The sequence below is a fragment of the Leptospira chreensis genome (assembly GCF_016919165.1).
Lineage (GTDB): Bacteria > Spirochaetota > Leptospiria > Leptospirales > Leptospiraceae > Leptospira_A > Leptospira_A chreensis.
Genome location: NZ_JAFFPS010000039.1, coordinates 54,958 through 77,744, shown reverse-complemented (window position 1 = coordinate 77,744; position 22,787 = coordinate 54,958). Strand labels below are relative to the sequence as shown.

Here is a 22,787-nt window from a genome sequence, read left to right as displayed (position 1 = left end):
ATAAAAAATAAATCGATAACAACGGTATTTCATTCAAAATCAGAAACAACGGAGACAACGTTTAACTTTCGTAATAAATCCCCGGACATTTGGTTATCGGTTGGGAATCTAATCAGAACAGAGGATATTCACAATCACAAGAATGAAAAATCCGCGGATCGATCCGGGCGCGAGGAAAAGTTTATACTAGTTTTAAAAACGAGACTATGTTATCATCATCTTTGACATCGGGTTCATGCTTTGGAAGGATTTTCAAGGTCTCTAATGAATCATGATGTAAGATCCAATTCAAAACCAAAAGGAGATAAAACTATGGCTCAAAACAAACTACTAAGAATGGATAATGTCAGTATCGTCGTAAACTCCCTTAATGACGCCATTTCTTTCTTTGAGGAGATTGGTTTGACTCTCGAAGGAAGAGCCATTATCGAAGGAGAATGGGCAGGTCGCGTAACTGGAATTAATTCTCAGCGTGTGGAGATTGCTATGCTCGTTACCCCAGACGGTCACAGTAAAATTGAACTTGCACAATATCTGAACCCACCTACGATTTCCGATCACAGAACCGCTCCTGTAAATTCCCTCGGTTATCTGCGCGTTATGTTCACCGTTGCAGACATTGATGAAATGGTCTCAAGGCTGATCAAGACTCATGGAGCCAAACTTGTTGGCGAAGTGGTTCAGTATGAAGACATGTATCGGCTCTGTTATATTCGCGGAACCGAAGGACTATTAATAGGTTTGGCAGAAGAACTCGGGAAAAAATAAATATAAATTTATGGAACCAACAAAAGAACATAACGAAAAAATTGCCAGACTGACTTTTGCCGCCGTTTATCCTCACTATATTACAAAGGTTGAGAAAAAAGGAAGAACTAAAAAGGAATTACACAAAGTGATCGAATGGTTAACTTCTTTTGATGAAAAGCAAATCAAAGAGTTGATCGATAAGAATGTAACCTTCCAAACATTCTTTGAAAAAGCAAAATTAAATAAAAATGCAAATCTAATTAAAGGAATGATTTGTGGTTATCGTGTGGAAGAGATCGAAAATCCATTAACAAGACAAGTAAGGTATTTGGACAAACTTGTGGATGAATTGGCAAAGGGAAAAACAATGGAAAAGATTTTAAGGAATACTTGATTTGTTAGATCAAGGTTTTGTAATCAAACAACTTTCATACAATCATGAAAGCCCCGCGCCAAGGATTGCAGTGGAAATCGGAGCGGAAGCGAAGATTGGAACGGAAAGCCTGATCGCGTCTTAGAACAAATTGAGAAAAAGAATCTGATGCGAGGCGCCCTTTCTACTTTCGCAATAAAAACGAATCTACATAATAACCAACAACGATAAGAAAACCCCACAGATCAGAAATCAGTGCTGTTGCTTCTTTGAAATTTACATGTTCTATCCCACGAATGACATGCAGTAATCCCGCCATCCCCAGGTAAAGACCACCAAGTGTTGCAGCAGGTCGCAAAGAAGGAAAGAATAACGATAATACGGCCAAACCACCCATCAGTAAATTGGCAAAACCTAACTCTCGAATCACAACATGGGCCGAATCACCGAGTTGCATGATACTCGCAGTGAATGCTGGATTGGCAATTTGATTTGCGCCTGCGGTGATGAGTCGGATTCCTATGGCCCAAAATAGAAACCACTTCCAGGAAAGATCCAAAAATCTCTGTTGGGGAGAACGATAATAGAATTCAAAAACCACAGAAAGTAGCGGTGCTAATAGCATTGTAATTACTATGTAAATTAGATAACCCATTTGGTACTCCTCACAAAAAGATCAAATTCCATTGGGGTCCACCAGCATTCACTGTTCCCATGGAAGTGAGTTCTCCTGTGGTTTGATTGATGCTAAACTGGAATAAATTCGAACCATTATTAGCTGCAACATAAGCGAACCTGCCTGTAGGATCAATCACCATAAATCGCAAACTAATTGCAGCATATCCCGTCGCTGCAGATGAATAAGTGATTTTTCCTGTTTTTGGATCAACCGTATAACAAGCAATTATGCCTTCGTTGATATGAACCAGATAATAAAAAAGGCCGCTGGGATGCATCGCCGAACCATTGATACTCTTGGAATGATTCAAGGAATCCACAAAACTCATAGAGCCAGTTTCCTGATCCAAATTAAAAATCATTAAAGTCGGATAAGATCCAACATAGAGATAACGTCCATTGGGATGGGTTGCTACATTCCCAGAGCCATCATTAGAAAACGAGGGACTTACGCCAGCTTGCGTTAGTGTTCCATCAGAGTAATTGATTCTGTAAGAAATGAGTTCTGTTAGTGTAGGACTTAAATAGAATATAAAATTTCCATTTCTTGAAATTTGAATTTGTGACTGTCCAATGACTGTGGAGTATGAATCGATAAAGGTAAGTGTTCCATTTACATTGACTCGATAGGCCCGAATGGTTTGAGTTCCTTCGGAAGCCAAATATAAATACTTTCCATCAGGGGTAGTGATTAAGTTTCTGGGTCGGTCGCCAGCAGGAATTGTGGGAGTGGCATTTGCTGTGAGTGTACCGTCCGATTGATCAATTAAAAAATGAGAGATCGTATCACTATAAAAATCACCTGTAAATAAAAACTTACCAGAAGGGTTTACCGTAATTCCAGTGGGTCCACTGCCAGCTAAATCAGTTCCAGACAATATCAATAAACCTGTGGAAGGAGCCATGGTAAGATGACTGACAGAATTACTTGTATCCAAACTAGTATACACAAAACCCGAATACACAGTGATATCAGAAATTGCGCTGGCCCTTCCATCTCCCGAAATCGCTGTTATATAAACCTTTCCATTGCCAATACTCTGCACAAATCCATTGGCATCCACTGTGGCAACAGAAGTGTTGCTACTCGACCATTGGAAAGTAGTATCGATCCTATAACCGTACATATAGTACCGAGCTTCGAGTTGTAAATTGTCGCCTTTACGAACCCCAGCCCAGGACTGATTGAATTCGACCAAGGGATTGGGAGAGAGTAACCAAAGAGCAGGATTGAAAGAAGAATCTTTATCGGGACAAAGTACGCTTTGTACGATGGGATTGAGAAGACAGGCATTGAACGAAAAAAGGCAAACTACCAAATACAATAATTTTGGAAGTTTGACGATCTTACGATCACTAGACTGATTAGAAAGATTTGCCTTCATCCGAACCAACAAACATAAATAAAGCGAATCCCAAGAAAATGTCATTCCAAAAATTAGGAAGCCATGCTAAATGTAGCTTCCTCCTACCTACTGTTAGCGCCAGGGATAGAAGCGGAAATCCTTCCCGAAGGGAAGATTGGAGCGGATAGCCCGGTCGTGCCTGTGAGGGATTTTGGGTTCTCGTGAGATTCGAGGCGCCCCCTTTTTTACGATGGCAATTCTATGGATTTTGTTGAACTTTATGGTAATCCATGGAGTCTGAGAGACAAAGAGATTAAATTTTAATTTTTAGAATCACAATGGCAAATTCAAAAACTTTCACATCCAATGATTGGCTTTCTCTTACGTCCCTTCTCGTTTTGATCGGAGTGGTCGTTGCACCCATTGGCGAAGGCCTCCTCATCGCAATGGCCGTTGTATTCTTAGCCGCGGGAATTTCTAGTGCGGTTCATAGCGCGGAAGTCATCGCCGAACGAGTGGGACCTGCACTCGGGACTTTGATTTTAGCTATCTCTGTTACAGTGATTGAAGTGGCTCTCATTGTCAGCCTTATGAGTAATGACACGGCGGACTCACCACAAATTGCGAGAGATACAGTGTTTGCGGCCCTTATGATTGTCACGAACGGAATCATTGGAATCTGCATTCTGTTAGGTGGATTGAAACATAAGGAGTTAGGATTTCAATCTGTTGGCACAACGGCACTGCTTGGAGTACTGGCTGTACTTTCTACACTCACATTGATATTGCCATTATACACAACATCTACCAACAGAGGGACTTACAGCGCAGGACAATTGATCTTTGTTTCGCTTGCTTCTTTAGTTTTGTATGGGTCTCTGGTTTGGTCGCAAACCAAATCTCATAAAAATTTCTTTGCAGCTTCGGAAGGTGAGGAGTTAGTAACGGCAGAGACAACCAAAACGAAACCGACTCAAAAACGAGCGATCACTAGTTTTATTTCTCTTATCTTTTCCCTTGTTGCTGTTGTCGGATTGTCAAAAATTTTAAGCCCTACCATCGAACACACAATCGCAGCCCTCGGGGCACCAAAGGCCGTGGTGGGGATTGTGATTGCGATTCTTGTTTTGGCACCGGAAACTTTAGCGGCGATGAATGCAGCAAAAATCAATGAACTACAAACTAGTTTGAACTTAGCGTTGGGATCGGGAGCGGCGAGTATTGCACTCACCATTCCTGCGGTCAGTTTCTATTCATTAATGTTTGATAAACCATTAACCCTCGGACTCGACACCAAGGGAATTGTGTTTCTTATGGTAACCTTTCTTGCAGGAAGTTTTACTTTTGGATCGGGGAGAACCACATCCCTTCATGGACTCATCCATTTAGTGATCATGGCTTCCTTTTTAGCGATCTCTCTTATGCCATAAAAGTTGAGTTAACTTCCACAAACAAGACATCCCTCTTCCATAGAACAGGATTCACCTACAAATTCAGATCCCGCATTGGATTTGTTAGTTGGATCTGGAATCGGAAGTTCGGTATCTTTGACAATTTGATCCTTAGCTTTTTCGACAGTGAATTGGATGGCCTGAGTGGCAGCTTTCGTTCGCAAATAATACATCCCCGTTTTTAAACCTTGTTTCCAAGCATAAAAATGCATGGAGGAAAGTTTGGATACTGTAGGGCTTTCAACAAACAAGTTTAAGGATTGGGACTGGCAAATAAAAGCACCACGATCGCGGGCCATATCAATCAGTGACCTTTGTTTCATTTCCCAAACCGTTTTGTAAATTTCTTTGAGAGAATCAGGAATCGAAGGGATGGATTGGATGCTACCGCCAGCTTCTATGATTTGGTTTTTCATTTGGGAATTCCATAAACCGAGTTCAATCAAATCATGTAACAAATGTTTATTGACGATAATAAATTCTCCACTTAAGACTCTCCGGGAATAGATATTGGAAGTATAAGGTTCAAAACATTCGTTGTTTCCCAAAATTTGGGAAGTGGAGGCTGTGGGCATAGGTGCGACAAGAAGAGAGTTCCGCGCTCCATATTGAACCACTTCTTTACGAAGGCTTTCAAAGTCCCAACGTCCTGTGGGTTTGACATCCCATAAATCAAATTGGAAAATTCCTTTGGAAAGAGGAGAACCAGGATAACTTGGATAGGTTCCTTCGACTTTGGCAATGTCTTTACTCGCTGTCATCGAGGCAAAGTAGATGGTTTCAAAAATCTCTATATTGAGTTTTTTTGCCGCATCACTTTCATAAGGCATTCGAAGTAGAATGAAAACATCGGCAAGTCCTTGTACACCAATCCCAATTGGACGGTGTTTTAAGTTGGAGTTTTTGGCTTCGGGAACCGGATAATAATTTTCATCAATGATACGATTCAAATTCACCGTCATTTGATAGACAATCTCATACAAAGTATCAAATAAAAATTTACCTTCGGAAACAAACTTAGGCAAAGCAACAGATGCTAAATTACAAACAGCCACTTCATCAGGGCTGGTGAATTCTAAAATTTCCGTACAGAGATTGCTACTTTTGATGGTTCCTAAATTTTTCTGGTTACTTTTGGAATTGGCTGCATCTTTATACAAAAGGTAAGGAGTTCCTGTTTCGATTTGCGATTCCACAATCGCAAACCAAAGTTCTTGGGCTTTGACTTTGGTTCGTGCTCGGCCCTCTCTTTCATACTGTTCATAGAGTTTTACAAAATCATCTCCATACACATCAGAAAGACCCGGAGCTTCGTTGGGACAAAACAAACTCCAATCGCTCCCCTCTTCCACTCGCTTCATAAACAAATCAGAAATCCAAAGTGCATAAAATAAATCACGAGCCCGCATCTCTTCTTTGCCATGGTTTTTCTTTAGTTCTAAAAATGGAAAAATATCAGCATGCCATGGTTCTAAATAAATGGCAAAGGCACCTTTTCGTTTCCCACCACCTTGGTCCACATACCTGGCTGTATCATTAAACACGCGTAACATGGGAATGATCCCGTTGCTTGTTCCATTGGTACCACCAATATAAGAACCTGTGGCGCGGATATTATGGATGGAAAGACCTATCCCACCGGCACTTTGTGAAATTTTTGCCGTTTGTTTGAGAGTATCATAGATTCCTTCAATACTATCATCTTTCATCGTGAGAAGAAAACAACTGCTCATCTGTGGTTTGGGCGTGCCTGCATTGAAAAGAGTGGGTGTGGCATGAGTGAACCAACGTTCGCTCATCAAATTATAGGTTTTGATTACGTCTTGAATCCGGTCTTTATGAATTCCGATGGCCACTCGCATATACATATGCTGCGGGCGTTCTACAATTTTTCCATCAAGTCTGAGTAGATAGGATTTTTCCAGAGTTCGGAAACCAAAATAATCAAATCCAAAGTCTCTATCATAAATGATGGAACTATCCAAAAGTTCAGAATGTTTTTTGACAATCTCCCAAACATCTTCGGCAATGAGTGGCATCGCCTTTCCGGTTTTGGGATCTACATAGGAATACAATCGTTCCATGGTTTCCGAAAAAGATTTAGTCGTGTTTTTATGAAGGTTACTGACAGCGATCCGGCTGGCAAGGAGTGCATAGTCTGGGTGTTTGGTGGTGAGAGAGGCTGAAATTTCGGAAGCCAAATTGTCGAGTTCCGATGTGCTTACCCCATCATAAATACCTTCGATTACTTTTTTTGCCACGTCGATAGGACTTACCAAACGACTGAGTCCATAGGATAGTTTTTCAATCCTGGCTGTGACTTTATCAAACTTTACCGATTCTTGTTTTCCATTTCTTTTGAGTACAAACATATAATTTCCTTGTTTAAAATTTAAAAATCTTCGTTCAGAGAAAAAGTAAAACTTTGTTCCGAATTGAGAACTCCAGCCTTTTGGTAATCACCCACTCGTTTTTCAAAAAAGTTGGTTTTCCCTTGTAAGGAAATCATTTCCATAAAATCGAAGGGATTGGAGGAATAATAAAGTTTATCAAAACCAAGTTCGATGAGCCAACGGTCTGCCACAAATTCAATGTACTGTTGCATGAGTTTTGCATTCATACCAATAAGATCCACTGACAGAGATTCGGTGATGAATTCCTTTTCAATGTTGACGGCATCAGTGAAAATTTCATACACCCTGTCGGCGCTTGGTTTGTTTTCTAACATTTTAAACAGAATACAAGCAAACTCACAATGTAAGGCTTCATCACGACTAATCAGTTCATTCGAAAAACTAAGGCCAGGGAGGAGTCCTCGTTTTTTCATCCAAAAAATGGCACAAAAACTTCCACTAAAGAATATCCCTTCTACAGCAGCAAAGGCTAGAAGGCGTTCCGCAAAATTTCCTTCATCGATCCAACGTAAGGCCCATTCTGATTTTTTTTGTACGGCCGGAATGGTTTCTATGGAATGGAATAATCTATTTTTTTCTTTTGGATCTTTTATGTAAGTATCGATAAGAAGGGAATAGGTTTCCGAATGGATGTTTTCCATCATAATTTGGAATCCATAAAAGCACCTAACTTCAGGAAGTTGCACTTCACGCATAAAGTTCACTGCTAGGTTTTCGTTTACAATTCCATCACTTGCGGCAAAAAATGCTAAAACATTACTCAGAAAAAATCGTTCATTATCTGTAAGGGAATTCCAGTCTTCCAAATCACTACTCAAATCGATTTCTTCGGCGGTCCAAAAGGATGCCTGTTGTTTTTTGTACATTTCCCAAATTTGCGGAAACTTAATAGGAAGGATGACAAAACGATCCTTATTTTCTTTTAATAAAACTTCTGATTGGTAATCCATAACTAAATCTCCGTTAGTCGGGACACAACATCTTATTTGAGGAGAAGGTGTGGGTATCCCGGTAGCAATAGTCCGGGGCCCTGAAAAAATTTTCGGTACAGATGATCGTTTACGGGCGATTCATATGTGGGAAGATCCGACTTTCCTTATCTAAAGTGAGATATGGATTTACGGTTGCGCCGTCAGTTGAGGAGTTTCACCTCATTCCTCCCGGAATAGAATCTAAAGAAACCCAAAGAGACATATTTTGTCAATGGAATAAAACGAAGGAAAAAGTGAAAAAAATCCGATCGCGCCAAATGCTATAAGTGACGATTTGCAAACACTTGACTGATGACCCAACAAACTGTTTCCCATAGAAAAGTAAACAATCGATAAACAATATTTAGTTTTCATTTTAGATCTATCCACCTAAGGTTTGCTTTATGAATCTTATATATATAATCGTATTGGTTGGTATTTTTCTTTTCCTTAGCCTTTTACACTTTCTTTGGTCTATCGGTATCCTTTGGGGATTTGAAGTCGCATTACCTAGAAAAAAAGATGGAAGTTTTTTATTTTATCCCAAAAGGATAGATAGTTTTGTTGTAGGTCTTTTCTTACTCCTACTTTCCGGTTTTTATTTCACACTCACTGGCATGATACAACCGTTATTTGATTCTAGGATTTATGTGATAGGATGTTGGTTCACAAGCGCAATCTTTGGAATTCGTGCTATTGGAGATTTTAATTATTTAGGTTTTACCAAACGAATCAAAAACAAAGAATTTGCTTACTTTGATACGATTCTATTTTCTCCTCTTTGTCTTTTGATTTCTCTACTAGCCTATCTGATCCAAAGAGGGTTATGACAAATATTAAATTCTAATTGGCTTTCGGTAGCTGAATGAATTTATATTTTATAAACAAAACTGATTGGAGTTTTACGATACCCTACACCAAGTTTCTGTAGATCGTTGTCATCAATTCAGAAAGAATGATTGGTTTTTTGACACATCCGTTCATTCCATTTTCTACATATTCTTTTAGCTGAGAATCCATACTATTGGCCGTGATGGCAATGATCGGAATATCTCGATAGGAATCATTACGTTTGCGAATTAGTTTCGTTGCTTCCAGTCCATCAAGAACAGGCATTTGGATGTCCATAAGGATCATATCGAATCGATCATCCATATGACCGAGAGATTCATCTAATAAGTGAATGGCTTCCATTCCATTGAAGGCAACACTGACTTTTATGTTTTCATTCTGACATATCTTTACGATAAACTTTTGATTGAGTAAATTATCTTCTGCTATCAAAAGATGAAATTTTTTATCCTCCGTCATTAGTTTAGGATTCATATTATCAATTTGTATTTCTTTTTGATCCGTTTCTTGGTATGGAATTGTAAACTGGAAGATGGACCCTGAATCGAGAACACTTTGTACATCAATTTCTCCACCCATTAAATTGACCAGTTGTTTGGAAATATAAAGACCGAGGCCGGAACCTTCAAATTTTTTGGTGCGTGAATCTTCTAATTGAACAAAACGATTGAATAGTTTTGGGATATTCTCCTCAGAAATCCCAATCCCACTATCCTTCACTTGAAATACAATATACCTTTTATCATCACTTAAATGGACGTCTAAGGATAAAGATCCGGTGAAGGTAAATTTCAAAGCATTCCCAATCAGATTGATCAATATTTGACGAAGGCGATTTTCATCAACAAGGACATACAGGTTTGTATCTAAATCGGAAACATTCACTTGAAAATCTAAATTCTTCCTTTGGGCATCAGTCAAAAATAACTGAACCAAATCCTTACATAACTTGTTGATATTGGTGGGTCTTGGAACTATCTCCAACTTTTTATTTTCTAATTTTGCAACATCTAATACATCGTTGATGATGGTGAGAAGTGATAACACCGATTTTTTGGCATTGTCCAAATAATCTTTCTGTTCCAAATTAATTGGCGTTTGTTCCAATAATGTCAACATTCCGAGCACACCATTCATCGGTGTACGAATTTCATGACTCATGTTGGCCAAAAATTCCGATTTCACTCGATTGGCTTTTTCTAATTCAAAAGTTCTCTTTTCAACAATATTCTGAATGCTTTTTTCTTTCCCCATGATGATGAGTAAGAGCATTCCTAGTAATCCGGTCAGTAGAGAAGATATGATTAAAAGAAACCGGGATGCATTGGTTAGGTTTTTCTGAAAATACTCTTTAGTCGCGATTGTTTTTATATTCAGAATACGAGAACCAATGGTTATCTGATGTTCATACGAATAGTCAGAAAAAATCTTTTCTTCCATATTCGAACATTCTTCGGAGAATATACTCAAATTGGATGGATTATTTACTTCTTCAATTTGAATGCATAGATCATGTTGATCATTCCCATTTAATGTGTTATCAATAATGGTTGCGATTCGAATGATTGCAGTAGCAAATCCAGATTCCCCATTCAATCTCTTCACAGGATAAAGAATCAAAAAACCAGAGTTGTTGATCTTGTTTTGAATTAAACTGATTTTACCAGTCATCTCGATTCCTTCTCTTTCCATGGCACGGAGAAGGGCCTCTTTACGAACTGAATCGGAAAGTAAGTTAAATCCAACAGCTTGGTGGTTTTCATCGTAAGGGTAAATGTATTTGATGTACACATACTCTTCGTTTACTGGCGAAGGGATTCGTTTTTTTTCTTTTCGTGTCGAAATTCCTATCGAATCGGGATAATCAATTTTTAGCTCTGCTTCACGTGCCGATCGTGATGTATGTCGAATGGAAGAATTCCAAGATACTGCTGTCACACTCTCTGATTCCTCCATAATTTCTTTTGCAAATTCATCAAAGTATTTACGATTTAAGTTTCCAACTAACGATATAAAGGAACCAAGAGCCTTTACCACTCGAATGTTTTCTGATAACCGATTGGTGATCCCTGTGGAAACAATATGACCGTCCGACTTAATTCGATAACTTATGAATTCTTTTTCCCAGTTCCTCGTCAGAAAAAAAATAGATAAGGTGAATACAAAAGTACTCATCGTAGCAGAAGAAAAAATAATTAACCGTAATAGTTTTTCTTCACCCCTATACCACTTCCAAATGAGGATGAGTAGTGGTGTAAAAATGATAATTCCAATAGAATCACCCATCCACCAAGTAAGCCAGGTTTGAAATAGAAATTCGAAGTAGATAATTTTAAAGTAAAATAAAGAAAAACTTCCAATCGCAGAAGAAATGAATGCTGTCACTGGACCTGCAAAAGCAAAAAAGATTAAGATCTCATGAACTTGAAAGATATTCAAATTTGGATCAGAATACTTTTTTAAGAAATAAGCACCCAAAACGGCAGAGGTTGAATTTCCCAGTGATATCGTTATATTTTGTGGACTAGCAATGAGAAACTCAATCCAAGTTTCCGATGTCGGGAAGTGCGTTGTGTTCGTAAGATAGGCACCCAAAAATAATGCCATCCAAACTCGGTTTCCAAACAACAATACAAAGCCGAGGGCAAGACCTGCCGGTGGCCAAACGGGAGTGCTGTATCCGTCAATCGAAGACAAATTCAAACTTAATTTCCCGGCGATTAGATAGAGAAGGAATACCAAAACCTGGAGAAAAAATTCTCGGCTGCATTTTTTGATATAGGCATTCCAGGAAGGCATATAAGTCTAAAGACGATTTAAATCAGAAGAAAAAGAAATAAATTCTTGGCTTATAAGCTTGGAAATGAATTTATTTTCGTCCCAAAAGAGAGATCTTTTCTTCGGACCAGCCGACCAATTTTCTGAATCAGGAATTGAAGTTAACAATTCACTGAAAAAGGGAATGGTTCCAAAATGACATTATGGAAGAAAATATTTTCAATCAACTTGCCAACAAATATGATACAAAGGAAAGAAAGGAATTAGCAAACATCATTGTATCTGCGGTCTATGATGAGATAAAAACTTCAAAAATAAAAACGTTATTAGACTATGGATGTGGCACGGGACTTGTTGGCCTGGAGTTATCGAACCTTGCGGATCAAATTCTATTCCTTGATTCATCGGAACAGATGTTGGAAATTCTAAAAGAAAAGATCATTCAAACCAAAATCAAAAATGCGGAAGTGATGGATTCTGATTTTACGAAACTCCCATCTAATTTGGAAGTGGATGCCATTCTTGTATCTTTGGTCCTTCTACACATTCCCGATACAAAACAAATTCTGAAGTTTTTTTACTCAATCTTAAATGCAGAGGGAAAACTAATCATAATCGATTTTGATAAAAATGAAAATATCAGTCACCCGAAGGTACATAATGGATTCACAGGCTTAGAGCTGAGATCCTTACTTAGTGATGTAGGATTCAAAAATATAGAAATCAAAACCTTCCATCATGGAAAAAATATTTTCATGAACCAAGACGCCTCTCTATTCATTTCCACTAGTTCAAAATAAAATAGCAGAGGCCTTTAGGGGTTTACAAGATTCTTTTTTTGTTAGTGGGACTCTGTATATTTTTTAAAATTATCAAGAATTGCCTGCCAACCACCTTGTTGCATTTCCACAGGATTTTGATCTTCCGCATCAAATTTGACAGTTACTTGTGTTTTGTTTCCGATTGGCTCTAACAAAACGGAAGCTTTTCTACCATCTTCCATTGTATAGGTAAATGATTTTTGATCAGTGATATTGTCATAAGTTGCTTCAAACTCAAAACCAAAACTTCCGTCTTTAGCTTCCATTCTGGCACTGTATTTTCCCCCGACTCGTAGATCGTTTTTCGCCCAAGGACATTGCCAATCGTCTGAGGCAAAGTTCCAATGGATGATATGTTCAGGCTTTGTATAATAGTCCCAAACCTTTTTCTGGTCGGCGCTGATGGTGGATTGAACGGTGATTTGGTTAGTTTCCATTTCCTGAAAATTAATGGGAATGATTCAAAGTTGAAAAGCATTTTCTTTTGCACCGAGAGATAGATTTGGCAAAAAATGAAAGGCCCCATTTACCGAAATTTATTTCTTTTCCGCAATGGATTTGATGATATCCAAACAATGGTTCCAACTCTCTTCGGAATGTTTGAGTTTGTCCTCAGCCGTAAATCCAGTTTGGTTTAAATGGATGGTCACAATACCATCTGCTTCTGTTAGTTTATTTTCAATGATGGAATAGTTTTCTGATAAATCGGGTAACCCAAAAAACGCTGAAAAATAAGTGTATTTGAATGTATGCGGAGGTTGGAAAGAAAGGATGATTCCTTTTTCCTCGTATGGTGTTCCTTCCCAAACCCCTTTAAAAAGAAGAGAACTTCCCTCTTTCCATTCCGAAATGGCCTCAGTTCCATACAAATATTCTTTGATGTATTGGGGTTTTGTGAGAATTTCCCAAACACTTTTCGAATTGGATTGAATGGATTTTGTCAGATTTAATTTTAAATGGTGGTTCAGTTGTGTTGTAGAATTCATGATTAACCTCTAACAATAAGATATCAGGGATTCAAAGTTTTGGATTGTAAAAACACGACAAAAGGATAAATAAGTGGTATGGCGAAAGAAAAAGGGAAACCAACTCGCGGAGTTTTACGCCAAAACAAAGCAAACCTGATCGCAAAACACAATCGGTATTTTGCTAGCACCAAACTCGATTATTTTATAGAACACTATTGGACTGTTAGTTGGGACTTAAGTGGCAAAGAACCTTATCTTGCAGAAACCCTTCCTTACCCTAGTGTACATATTGTTTTTGAAAAAGGAAATTCCAAAATCTTTGGGGTCACTCGCGGTAGATTTTCCACTCTTTTGAAAGATAAAGGTTCTGTATTTGGAATCAAGTTTCGCCCCGGAGGATTTTATCCCTTCTTTCAAAAATCTATCTCGAGTCTCACTGACAAAACCTTTCCCATTTCTGAACTTACAAACGAAGATAACTTACTTCTGGAAACGGAAATCTTTCAAAAAGAAGACGAAGGGGATCGAATCAAAATCATTGAAACTTGGTTGGAAAAAATCCTACCGGAACCCGATCCCAAAATTACCTTGATCAACACCATCATCGATAGAATCAAAGAAGATAGAACCATCCAATCAGTAGAACAAATTACAAAACTATATTCGATCCAACTTCGTAACCTACAAAGACTCTTTCAAGAATATGTAGGAGTGAGTCCCAAATGGGTCATCCAACGATTTCGGATCCAAGAAGTGGCAGAACGAATGGAAAAAGAAAAATCCATTCAGTTTGCAGAGTTGGCTCTGGATCTGGGTTATTATGATCAGGCTCATTTCATCAAAGATTTTAAAAATACAATTGGCCTAAGCCCAGAAGAATATTTACATTCTACAAAATAAGGAAACTGACAATATGCATCCCATTCTAAAACAAGCATTTGCCGTTGAGATGGCCAAAGCAAAAAACTTATACAAAGAATCGAAGTATACAGAATCTTTTTCTCATTTAGAACGCGCCCATGTTCTGGGACAAAGGTTTGTTTTCCCTCATACATACAATCACTGGTGGATGTTAAAAGTAGGAATTCGTAAAAAAGACAAACGCGAAATTCTCGGACAATTGGTACGGCTTTCTGCTGCCGGGATCGGATCCCTTCTCGGTCGGGCTCCGATGGGAAACACAGGAGGAGCTAATATTGGAATCATGCAGGTATTACCTATTCAGGGAGACCTGAAAGTTCTATTCGAAAGAGCCGGAGAAAAAGCTTAAACTTTCACAAAACCTATCAAAAGAGCCATTCCGATTCAGAATCCATCCTCTGCCAGGGATACGGAAGGCTTGGTCACCTGCCATCGTTAGATGGTGGGGGACGGGAGCGCACGCGGACCCTGGAGTAGCCCGGTCGTTTTGAGAATCCCATCCCGTGCTTCCATAGAATTCGAGGCAGCCTGAGAATTCGGCCCTGTCCAATGTACAAGAAGTTCGAACCATATACTATGCAATATTGGACAAATTGTCCGCTATAGCGAATATAGGATTTGCCGACTCTTTGGATTTCACCAAGTTCAGTAAAAAGCAATTTGGAGGAATCAAATGGCGAATACATTATTTGAAGCAAAAGCGTCCTGGGCGGGTGGCCTGAAACTAAACCTGGAATCAAGGCAACACAAATGGGTGATTGATGAACCGGAATTTTTAGGTGGAACCGATTTGGGAGCCAATCCCGTTGAACATTTACTAGGTGGACTTGCCTCTTGTGTGGGAGTGCTTGTTTCTGTTTTTGCAAAAGCACACCAAGTGGAATTAAAAGATTTCCAAGTGTTTGCGGAAGGTGATTTGGATTTAGATGGATTTCAAGGTTTATCGGATGTTAGGCCAGGATTTTCAGAAATTCGTTACCGAGTGAACATTGAAAGTGATTCACCAAAAGCAAACATTGATGCCCTTCTTGCACATATTCACAAAGTATGTCCGGTGAAGGATAGTCTTTCGGGAGTTGCTGTACTCAACCAAGTGGTTGTTGCAGGTTAATGGATTGTATTTGGGACACCAAAGGTTTGGATACAAACATAGGTGTCCCTTTCGTTTTTCTAACTAAAAAACATGGCTAAAGTTGACAAAAACCTGTTCGTCTTCTCTCGATTTTGCGTAATCGATCATGATGATGGTAGCTTGGTTCCAAGCAATTCGTAAACCGATACCTCGAGAATAGGCGTAACCTTTCCAACCTAATTTATGTTCGTCGTCCCATACACGACCGTAATCCAAAAAGGGAACTAAATTAAAAGCGAAGAATTCAGAACCGATCCTCGCTTCTGCAAACTTCCAACGAACTTCTGTGTTCCCCCAACCCATGGCGCGTCCCACAAATCGATCTTGTTTGAAACCACGAAGTGTACGAAGTCCCCCAAGACCTCCCACCAGTCCTTCCGTTCCCCACATATTTCTATATTCATAAAAAGGAGATTCGCCCTCCGTCACACCCAAACCAAAACGATTGGCGATGACTAGTTTATCAAATATCTTAGGAAAAGGACTCCAAAAGAGTTTTGTTTGTGCAAAGTATTTTTGATAATCATATTCAGACCCAATGGCCTTTGTATGTTTTTCATAAGTGGCTTCTGCAAAAATTCCAGAGTTGGGATCGGGTTCAAAATCTCTTGTGTCGTATACAAGACCAACACGAAGGGCATTCACATAACCACCATTATATCCTATGATTTTTTTGCCTTCATAGTCTTCTGTGAGTCTGGTTTTTCCGTTGGGAACATCTGCGGTATGTTCCCCCCCAAGAAGTGGATCCACACCTCGTGCCAGACGACCATCATAGGTTCGAACAATATTATTAGAAAACTTAAAACCGGCTACAAGTCTTACTGTCCCACCCACAAAAGAACGTTCAGTACTCGCTGTGGCCATCGGTGTTTCAATTGTATAACGGTTGTACATTTTATCTGTGACCACATAACCAGGAGTTTGTGGAAATCCAGAATAAGATTTTCCGCCGAAACTGATTGGGTCAGAACTTGTCCCTGGTCGGAAGAATGTAAGGTTGTTTTCTTGATCCATATAACTGGCGTTTTGAATATGCCTTCCATCTGGTTGGTTCCTTTCCAGATAGGATAATGGTTTCATTGTTTCTTCACCAATTCCAAAGTACAATGTGGTGGGTGTGATGGTTAGGAAAAGGTCAGCCCGCAGACGCCACTGGGTATCTGCGATGAATGGCATGTCCAAACTCACTTGGTGGTATTGGGCATTTTTATTGGTATTGAAGTACTGAGCAAACACACGCATACGATAGGGAGTGTAATAAAAAAGTGGATCGGACTTCTTTCCATTTTCATAGATATAAGCGCGGGCCCCATACCCAATCCCTTCATTGGGATCGGAGTTGATGAGAGGAAGGCCTGTGGGATACCAACTTTCTTTTTTATCCTCTATGTCCTTCTTACAAAGTTGTTTGGTCGGATCCATAGGGAAGGGAAGATTTTTCGGTGGCGGGTCTTTTTCACAACCCGCACTGGGAATGTATTCCTGGGCCGAGAGAGAAGCCGGATAAACAAAGAAAAACCAAACAAATAAGGGCAAAAAAACAAGGTTTCGGTTTCGATTCATAGTTATGCGAGTGGACACAACCCATGGACGATACGTACGGAAATGATTCGGTCAATCAAGAAATGAGTTACCACTCACTTTTTATAGATAGAATTCCTGCCATTTCGTTCAATTTCTGAACACTGCTGTCTTTGGTGAACTTTTGGTTAATTGGTCATTTCTTTGGCCATGGAATCCAGTTTGATGATGATTCCGCCAGTGGATTTGCTACCTTCTGCAATTTGTTTGGAAATTTCGACTATGTTTGTCGCATACTCTGAAATGTGCGCTGTGATTCTCGTGGATTCCTCAGTGGCAATCTTCTGGGAATTCGTAGAATTTTCGATGGTTTTGCTGGTTTCGTAAATCCGAGTGTTTAGGTTATCAATGGTTTCGATGGCTTTGTCGATTTCGACAATTTTGGAACCAACCCCTGTGATTTCATTTTTGATGACTCCAATGGCTGAGTCCAATTTTCCCATCATACTAGAAGAACGATTGATGAGTTCACTACTTTCGCCAATGAGAGATATATTTTCTTGAATGATCTTTGAAATTTCTTTGGAGTTACGAGTGGTAGCAGCAGCAAGCTTAGATATTTCTTCGGCGACTACAGCAAATCCTCGACCATGTTCCCCTGCCCTTGCCGCTTCAATCGCTGCATTGAGAGATAACAAGTTTACTTTGTCTGCAATATCATTAATCACAGAAACAAAATTGGCAATCTCCGTACTTTTCTCTTTGAGGATATTGAACTTATTAATAGAGAGGTGAATGTGTTCGGATGTGTCATTGGAATAACCCGTCACAACATCTAAATTTTTATAGATCCTTCCCGTACCAGTCTGAACAGTTTCATTGATGGCTTTTAAATCATTTACAGATTGAATGGATACTTCTGATTCGTTATACAACGATTTGGCGATTTTATTATTTGAATCTGCTTTGGAAGATAATTCTTTTAAGGAAATAGATATTTCAGAAAGAGAAGATGCTTGGTGTTCCGAAATTTGTTTTAGTTCTCCTGAGATGGTATCTTGATTTTTAATCTGGTCTTTCATCACATCGATGGTTTGGAGAATGGTTTTTGCCATATTCAACAAATTGTCTAAAGCCTTTTTTGCTTCTTTTTGTTTTTCTACAGCTAGGTTCAGAAGATTCCTGGTTGCTGTTGCCCCGACAGTGGCACCAATCCCTACCCAAATAAAAATAAGAAATCTTACAATGACGTTACTTCTCGGGCCACCAGGGATTAATTCTGGTCGTAAAGAAAACAAAACAATTTCTGAAACGATAATCAGAATGAAATTGAATATGGATGCATTCCGATTGAAATACAACACACTCAGAACAAAGGAAATATAAAATGTTGCCGCAAGTTCAGTCGCACCATAAATCACATATTGAAATACAAGTAAACAGAGTGTAACACCAGTAATGGATATATAACTAGAAGACCAATGTGTTTTTAACTTTGTAGAGAGTAAAAATCCAAAAATCAATATGGAAGTAGCGAGGACAAATTCGATAAAAATACTTTGGTAAGTGAGGTAATCCGAACCTTTCCCCGCCATTTTGATGGAAAGTGTTGCTATGTTTGCAAGAGCAAGGATCGAAAGAAACGAAAGAAACATACGTTTGTTGTTTCGTAACATCACTTCCGTAAAAAGGTCTTCGGAAATCGTCATCTCGGTTTTTGAGGCAAAAAATTTAGCAAACAAACAGAACCTCCTGTATCAAGTATTTAGATTTTAGGCCATATTCTAAGAAGAGAACCCATTGGCAAGAAACGTCCCATCTCTTATAGATAGATTCCAAAAAAAGAACCGACCAACTGACAAGGCGTTTGGGTAGGGATTGTACAAAAAAAACTCCTCTCGGAGTCATAGTTCTGCTTAAATCTATCTTCGGTGAACCAAGCTGAACCTTGTTCATCCCAATAGAAATCGGACGAAAAGAATCACAAGGAACGACAAAACTTTCAACCAAATCGGATGGATTGGGGAATCTCTATCCGGTTCCTTTATGTTTCAAAATACAAATTTTAAAGATTTTAAATTCTCTTTTTATTAGAAAAGGCAAACTAACGGCGATCATTCTCTCTCCACAAGACATCCATTAGGCTTTGCAAGCCTTTTTAGAATAGTCTGAAATGGAAACATACCTGTTTTTCACTACAAGACCACTTTTTCTCTGTTAGTATTTCTATAAAAAACCCAACACGATTGACACAAAACAGAATCAAAAATACAACTGTCAAAAATCATCAGGAGAATCATGTGAAAAAGAGTATTTTCTTTGCCGTCTCACTCACATTCATATTACTTACACAAAACTGTACAGGTGGTTCATACCATGCGAGTTATGTGCCAAGTGCAAATACAAACCCAACACGGGAGTATGCAACCGGGTCAACTATATCCAAAGGTGGATTATTTTACCACAAAACGTATGTTCCTGGCCCACTTGGATTCAATGCGGAAGGAACTTCTGAAGGTAGAGGTTGTAACCATTCAATATTATACTTATTTTCTTTTGGAGATTCCTCCATCGAATCAGCGAAAAAGTCTGCAAATATCACAAAAGTTGCCTATATAGATTATGAACAGCTCGGCGTTGTTGCAGGTTATATCTACCATAGAGTATGTACGATTGTTAAAGGATCATAATCGGAGTTCCCAATGAAAATGAAATTAGTATTTATCTCTCTCTTATCTGTATTTTTATTCGCAAATTGTGCGATTGGCCCAACTCACGGCTTTATTTATTCTTCCACAAAGTTTGCTGGTACATTCAATGCGGAAAACAATGTAAAAGCGACAAAAGAAGGAAAAGGATGTCAGTTCACTGTCCTTTATCTTTTTAGCGCGGGTGATGCTGGTGCTGGATCCGTAGCCAACAAAAACGGAATCAGCAAAATTGCAACGATTGACCACTCCTCCCTATCTGTCTTCACCGGTTTATTCCGTAACTACTGTACAATTGTATCTGGAGAATAATGATGAAATACCTTTTACTTTCAATTTTTAGTTTAGCACTTTTTACAAACTGTGTGACCACTCCAATCCCAGGTTATCTATTTTCTAACACCACCCAACATTTAAATGGGGATGCTGTAGGAAATATGATAACATCCGCTAAAGTAGAAAAGTCTGGTAAGTCTTGCAGTATATCAGGTTTGGTAGTGAATATTTTCTACTATGGATCTGGTAACTCTATCGAAGAGGCCGCACAACATGCAAACATCAAAAAGATTGCAGTCATTGACCGCGAGTCTTTGACGATTTTACCATTCGGACTTTTTTATCGCGAATGTGTGATTGTTTGGGGGGAATAGACAGTGTCCCTTAAAAGAATCATCTTAACATTGGGGGTTGTGTTTTTGTCTTTCGACAGTCTTTTTGCCAAAGACTTTGACTCCACCCATGAATTGCCAGAAGTACGGCAACCAGACAAACACCGAGTGTATTTCCGATCTACGGGAAGTGCTGGAACTCTATATATTCCCGAAAAAGATTACCAAAGAAATGCAGATCTCGCCTATATGACGTTCAATGGTGCAACTGTAATTGATTTGATATACTTCACAGAACAAATGCCAAAATTTGATGGTAATGCCAATACGAGGGAAGTGGAATATCGTTACCAGGACAAGTTCCGCGTATTTTACGAATCCAGGGTTTTGGTAAATGCGAGTAATAACGATGATCCCTACGGTGCTAAATTTAAAGAGAACAAAAAAAGTTTGGGGGTTGCTTATTTCCATCCTGTGAATTCACATTTTAATATTGGAGCCAGTTTAAGAAGAACCAGCATCAACCAGTTGACAGACATGTCGGGTGTATTTTACGATTACATCCCACCTGCACCTGGAAGTTTTGGTGGCACATCTTTTTTTACGATACAGGACGCAGATGCAACTTTAAATGTCAAAGGTATCGTACCTGGGATCCACTTAGAAATTAAACCATTACGATGGTTTGAAATCCACTTAGGGCAACAATTCTATAACTTAAGAGGTAACGATTCCAGAGTCGCAACATCCATAGCGACTATCGGTGTCATTACTGCTGGTTATGCGAATGGGGATGCGACTTACTCAGGAACCAAACAAACACTAGACTTTGTATTTCGTTTTTCTTCTTGGTTTGCCGCAAAATGGGGATACTCCAAAGAAAATATGAAGGTGAAACACCAAAACTACTTTACTTTAGGAAACTCACCGACAGCGACACTATTGTATTCTGCTTGGCATGGTTCTCAAGATACAAAATTTGATTTTACTGCTCTCAACTTCACATTGGAATTTTCCAAAAGTTTTGGGGAATGATCTCTTAAAAAAACCTAACAGGAAGTTTAAATCCTGTTAGGTTCCTTATTAAAACTTTCTACTTCTATTAATGTTTAGTTTATGTATCGCAGATTACCTAAATTCTAAACTTATATCTCCTTCTTCAATCCAAACTGATACCAGTCCACCTTACGAGTGAAATGCATGACAGTCGCAAGAACGATAAATAGGGCCAAAGATCCCAGAAGTAAGGCTTGTTCTTCGGATGCAAGAATCACATAAAGAAAAGAATACAAACCTAGATAATAGGAAGCAGTAACAAGTCCTTTTCGTTTATTATTTAATACATTCATCGCATAGTATCCAATGAGTCCTGTCACTGCCAAACTCGATAGAATGTAAGCTGGTAAAAATCCTAAGTGTTCTGAAAAAGATAGATTCAGAACATAAAACAAAACCATTGCCGATCCGATTAAGATGTACTGGATGGGATGTAAAAGAACACCACCAAATACTTCCATAAGAAAGAACAAAGCAAAACTAGTGACGATAAAGAGAAGGCCATACTTTACCGATCGTTCCATTTTTAAATAATGGTCTACCGGAATCACCAAACTCACACCATACCCTGAATTTAGAATGGTTTCGAGAATCTGAACATCCATAGAGTGGATCACTTGCGGATAAGATCTTGCAAAGTAGGAAGATTCCCAGACCGCAGAAAAACCATTCTCATGAATGGATCTATCTTTTGGTAAAAGATTTCCATTGAAGGATGGGTCCTTCCAATCGGAATTCATCACTAGTTTGGATTTTTTTCCAACAGGAATCACAGACAACGATTCTGATCCTTTGACTTCCATTTGGATTTCAAATGGTATGGAGTTACCAGCTTCTGTAATCACAACCGGAGCATTGAGTCCGGATGGAAAAGAGGAGGACCTTGTTCCCGGTAAAAACTTTTTATCTTTTCCAGACCAAGACAATTTCATTTCTCCTCCAAGTCCCTTCAAATCGGAAACAGAAACAACAAGCCGAACATCATCCCAATAGATATAGGTTGTATCCATTGGAAAATCAGAGGAAACAATTGGTGAAAATTTTCCTGTAATCTTCATTTTACTCGTGTATAACGGAATTTCATAGATACTTCTTTTACGAAGTTCTGTTTTCATCTCTACCGCAGAATCCAATTCTTCCGGTAAAAAATAAGCATAATCGGTAACATAATCCCATTTGTCTTTTTCCTTTGTAGAACCAGACTTGGGAGTCCTTACATTATAAGGCACCATAAGGATAGGCCCAACAATGGTTTGGTTTGCTCCCCATTTTTCTCCCACTTCCGTTACCGCTTGGTTTCTTGCGGCGCTTCGTTCATCAATTAAGGAACCAATCATCACGAGTGGTATGATAAATAATAAAACCATTCCACCGAGGATGGCAAGGCGAAGGTTGACAGATGTTTGTAGTTTACTCATAAAAATCTCCTATCTATA

At 38.9% G+C, this 22,787-nt stretch carries 22 protein-coding genes; 12 read left to right on the top strand and 10 right to left on the bottom strand.

Annotated elements, in window-relative coordinates; all coding sequences use genetic code 11:
• Nucleotides 1-312 precede the first annotated feature (312 nt).
• Complete coding sequence (locus JWG41_RS12295; protein WP_205270284.1) at nucleotides 313-768, top strand: VOC family protein; 456 nt, start codon at nucleotides 313-315, stop codon at nucleotides 766-768.
• 10 nt (nucleotides 769-778) lie between these two features.
• Entirely contained in the window at nucleotides 779-1,144 is a 366-nt protein-coding gene (locus tag JWG41_RS12290; protein WP_205270229.1) for a DUF2200 domain-containing protein, read from the top strand.
• A 163-nt stretch (nucleotides 1,145-1,307) separates the two neighbouring features.
• Here the strand turns inward: JWG41_RS12290 and JWG41_RS12285 are convergent, their stop codons facing one another.
• Complete coding sequence (locus tag JWG41_RS12285) at nucleotides 1,308-1,778, bottom strand: DUF6790 family protein (protein WP_205270228.1); 471 nt, start codon at nucleotides 1,776-1,778, stop codon at nucleotides 1,308-1,310.
• Nucleotides 1,779-1,788: 10 nt separating this feature from the next.
• Entirely contained in the window at nucleotides 1,789-3,186 is a 1,398-nt protein-coding gene (locus JWG41_RS12280; RefSeq protein ID WP_205270227.1) for a beta-propeller fold lactonase family protein, read from the bottom strand.
• 299 nt (nucleotides 3,187-3,485) lie between these two features.
• On the opposite strand from JWG41_RS12280, the gene JWG41_RS12275 reads away from it, so the two are divergent.
• Nucleotides 3,486-4,577 carry a calcium:cation antiporter gene (locus JWG41_RS12275; RefSeq protein WP_205270226.1) on the top strand — a complete coding sequence of 364 codons (1,092 nt, stop codon included), beginning with the start codon at nucleotides 3,486-3,488 and terminating at the stop codon, nucleotides 4,575-4,577.
• Nucleotides 4,578-4,585: 8 nt separating this feature from the next.
• On the opposite strand, the gene JWG41_RS12270 is transcribed toward JWG41_RS12275, so the two are convergent.
• Entirely contained in the window at nucleotides 4,586-6,970 is a 2,385-nt protein-coding gene (locus tag JWG41_RS12270) for a ribonucleoside-diphosphate reductase subunit alpha (protein ID WP_205270225.1), read from the bottom strand.
• A 20-nt stretch (nucleotides 6,971-6,990) separates the two neighbouring features.
• Complete coding sequence (locus JWG41_RS12265; protein WP_205270224.1) at nucleotides 6,991-7,962, bottom strand: ribonucleotide-diphosphate reductase subunit beta; 972 nt, start codon at nucleotides 7,960-7,962, stop codon at nucleotides 6,991-6,993.
• A 425-nt stretch (nucleotides 7,963-8,387) separates the two neighbouring features.
• Here JWG41_RS12265 and JWG41_RS12260 point away from each other — a divergent pair, with 425 nt between their 5' ends.
• Nucleotides 8,388-8,813, top strand: a complete 426-nt coding sequence (locus JWG41_RS12260) for a DUF3995 domain-containing protein (protein ID WP_205270223.1) — start codon at nucleotides 8,388-8,390, stop codon at nucleotides 8,811-8,813.
• Between the two features lie 82 nt (nucleotides 8,814-8,895).
• Here the strand turns inward: JWG41_RS12260 and JWG41_RS12255 are convergent, their stop codons facing one another.
• On the bottom strand, nucleotides 8,896-11,634 hold the full coding sequence (locus JWG41_RS12255) for an ATP-binding protein (protein WP_205270222.1): 2,739 nt from the start codon (nucleotides 11,632-11,634) through the stop codon (nucleotides 8,896-8,898).
• Nucleotides 11,635-11,816: 182 nt separating this feature from the next.
• Here JWG41_RS12255 and JWG41_RS12250 point away from each other — a divergent pair, with 182 nt between their 5' ends.
• The gene (locus JWG41_RS12250; RefSeq protein WP_205270221.1) at nucleotides 11,817-12,413 is read left to right on the top strand and encodes a class I SAM-dependent methyltransferase; all 597 of its coding nucleotides are present in this window, start codon (nucleotides 11,817-11,819) and stop codon (nucleotides 12,411-12,413) included.
• Between the two features lie 41 nt (nucleotides 12,414-12,454).
• On the opposite strand, the gene JWG41_RS12245 is transcribed toward JWG41_RS12250, so the two are convergent.
• Both JWG41_RS12245 and JWG41_RS12240 read right to left on the bottom strand, forming a co-directional pair.
• Nucleotides 12,455-12,871, bottom strand: coding sequence for an SRPBCC family protein (locus JWG41_RS12245; RefSeq protein WP_205270220.1), 417 nt, complete (start codon nucleotides 12,869-12,871; stop codon nucleotides 12,455-12,457).
• Between the two features lie 99 nt (nucleotides 12,872-12,970).
• On the bottom strand, nucleotides 12,971-13,420 hold the full coding sequence (locus tag JWG41_RS12240; protein WP_205270219.1) for an SRPBCC family protein: 450 nt from the start codon (nucleotides 13,418-13,420) through the stop codon (nucleotides 12,971-12,973).
• A gap of 78 nt (nucleotides 13,421-13,498) precedes the next feature.
• Here JWG41_RS12240 and JWG41_RS12235 point away from each other — a divergent pair, with 78 nt between their 5' ends.
• The 3 genes from JWG41_RS12235 to JWG41_RS12225 all read left to right on the top strand — a co-directional run bounded on the left by JWG41_RS12235 (nucleotide 13,499) and on the right by JWG41_RS12225 (nucleotide 15,434).
• Nucleotides 13,499-14,302: an AraC family transcriptional regulator gene (locus JWG41_RS12235; RefSeq protein ID WP_205270218.1), complete on the top strand. Its 804-nt coding sequence runs from the start codon at nucleotides 13,499-13,501 to the stop codon at nucleotides 14,300-14,302.
• Nucleotides 14,303-14,315: 13 nt separating this feature from the next.
• On the top strand, nucleotides 14,316-14,672 hold the full coding sequence (locus JWG41_RS12230; RefSeq protein WP_205270217.1) for a DUF3703 domain-containing protein: 357 nt from the start codon (nucleotides 14,316-14,318) through the stop codon (nucleotides 14,670-14,672).
• Nucleotides 14,673-14,996: 324 nt separating this feature from the next.
• A complete protein-coding gene (locus JWG41_RS12225; protein ID WP_205270216.1) occupies nucleotides 14,997-15,434 on the top strand; it encodes an OsmC family protein in 438 nt (145 codons plus the stop codon).
• Between the two features lie 63 nt (nucleotides 15,435-15,497).
• Here JWG41_RS12225 and omp85 read toward each other — a convergent pair whose 3' ends face one another.
• Nucleotides 15,498-17,021 carry an Omp85 family outer membrane protein gene (omp85, locus tag JWG41_RS12220; protein ID WP_205270215.1) on the bottom strand — a complete coding sequence of 508 codons (1,524 nt, stop codon included), beginning with the start codon at nucleotides 17,019-17,021 and terminating at the stop codon, nucleotides 15,498-15,500.
• Nucleotides 17,022-17,167: 146 nt separating this feature from the next.
• Nucleotides 17,168-18,721, bottom strand: a complete 1,554-nt coding sequence (locus tag JWG41_RS12215; RefSeq protein WP_205270214.1) for a methyl-accepting chemotaxis protein — start codon at nucleotides 18,719-18,721, stop codon at nucleotides 17,168-17,170.
• Nucleotides 18,722-19,279: 558 nt separating this feature from the next.
• On the opposite strand from JWG41_RS12215, the gene lsa14 reads away from it, so the two are divergent.
• Genes lsa14 through JWG41_RS12195 form a run of 4 tightly spaced genes read left to right on the top strand, consistent with a single transcriptional unit; the run spans nucleotide 19,280 to nucleotide 21,330 of the window.
• Nucleotides 19,280-19,669, top strand: coding sequence for an adhesin Lsa14 (gene lsa14 / locus JWG41_RS12210; protein ID WP_205270213.1), 390 nt, complete (start codon nucleotides 19,280-19,282; stop codon nucleotides 19,667-19,669).
• Between the two features lie 12 nt (nucleotides 19,670-19,681).
• A complete protein-coding gene (locus JWG41_RS12205; protein ID WP_205270212.1) occupies nucleotides 19,682-19,999 on the top strand; it encodes a TRL-like family protein in 318 nt (105 codons plus the stop codon).
• A gap of 2 nt (nucleotides 20,000-20,001) precedes the next feature.
• Entirely contained in the window at nucleotides 20,002-20,337 is a 336-nt protein-coding gene (locus tag JWG41_RS12200; RefSeq protein ID WP_205270283.1) for a TRL domain-containing protein, read from the top strand.
• Nucleotides 20,338-20,340: 3 nt separating this feature from the next.
• On the top strand, nucleotides 20,341-21,330 hold the full coding sequence (locus JWG41_RS12195; protein WP_205270211.1) for a hypothetical protein: 990 nt from the start codon (nucleotides 20,341-20,343) through the stop codon (nucleotides 21,328-21,330).
• Nucleotides 21,331-21,440: 110 nt separating this feature from the next.
• On the opposite strand, the gene creD is transcribed toward JWG41_RS12195, so the two are convergent.
• Nucleotides 21,441-22,769 carry a cell envelope integrity protein CreD gene (creD, locus tag JWG41_RS12190; RefSeq protein WP_205270210.1) on the bottom strand — a complete coding sequence of 443 codons (1,329 nt, stop codon included), beginning with the start codon at nucleotides 22,767-22,769 and terminating at the stop codon, nucleotides 21,441-21,443.
• Nucleotides 22,770-22,787: the final 18 nt, after the last annotated feature.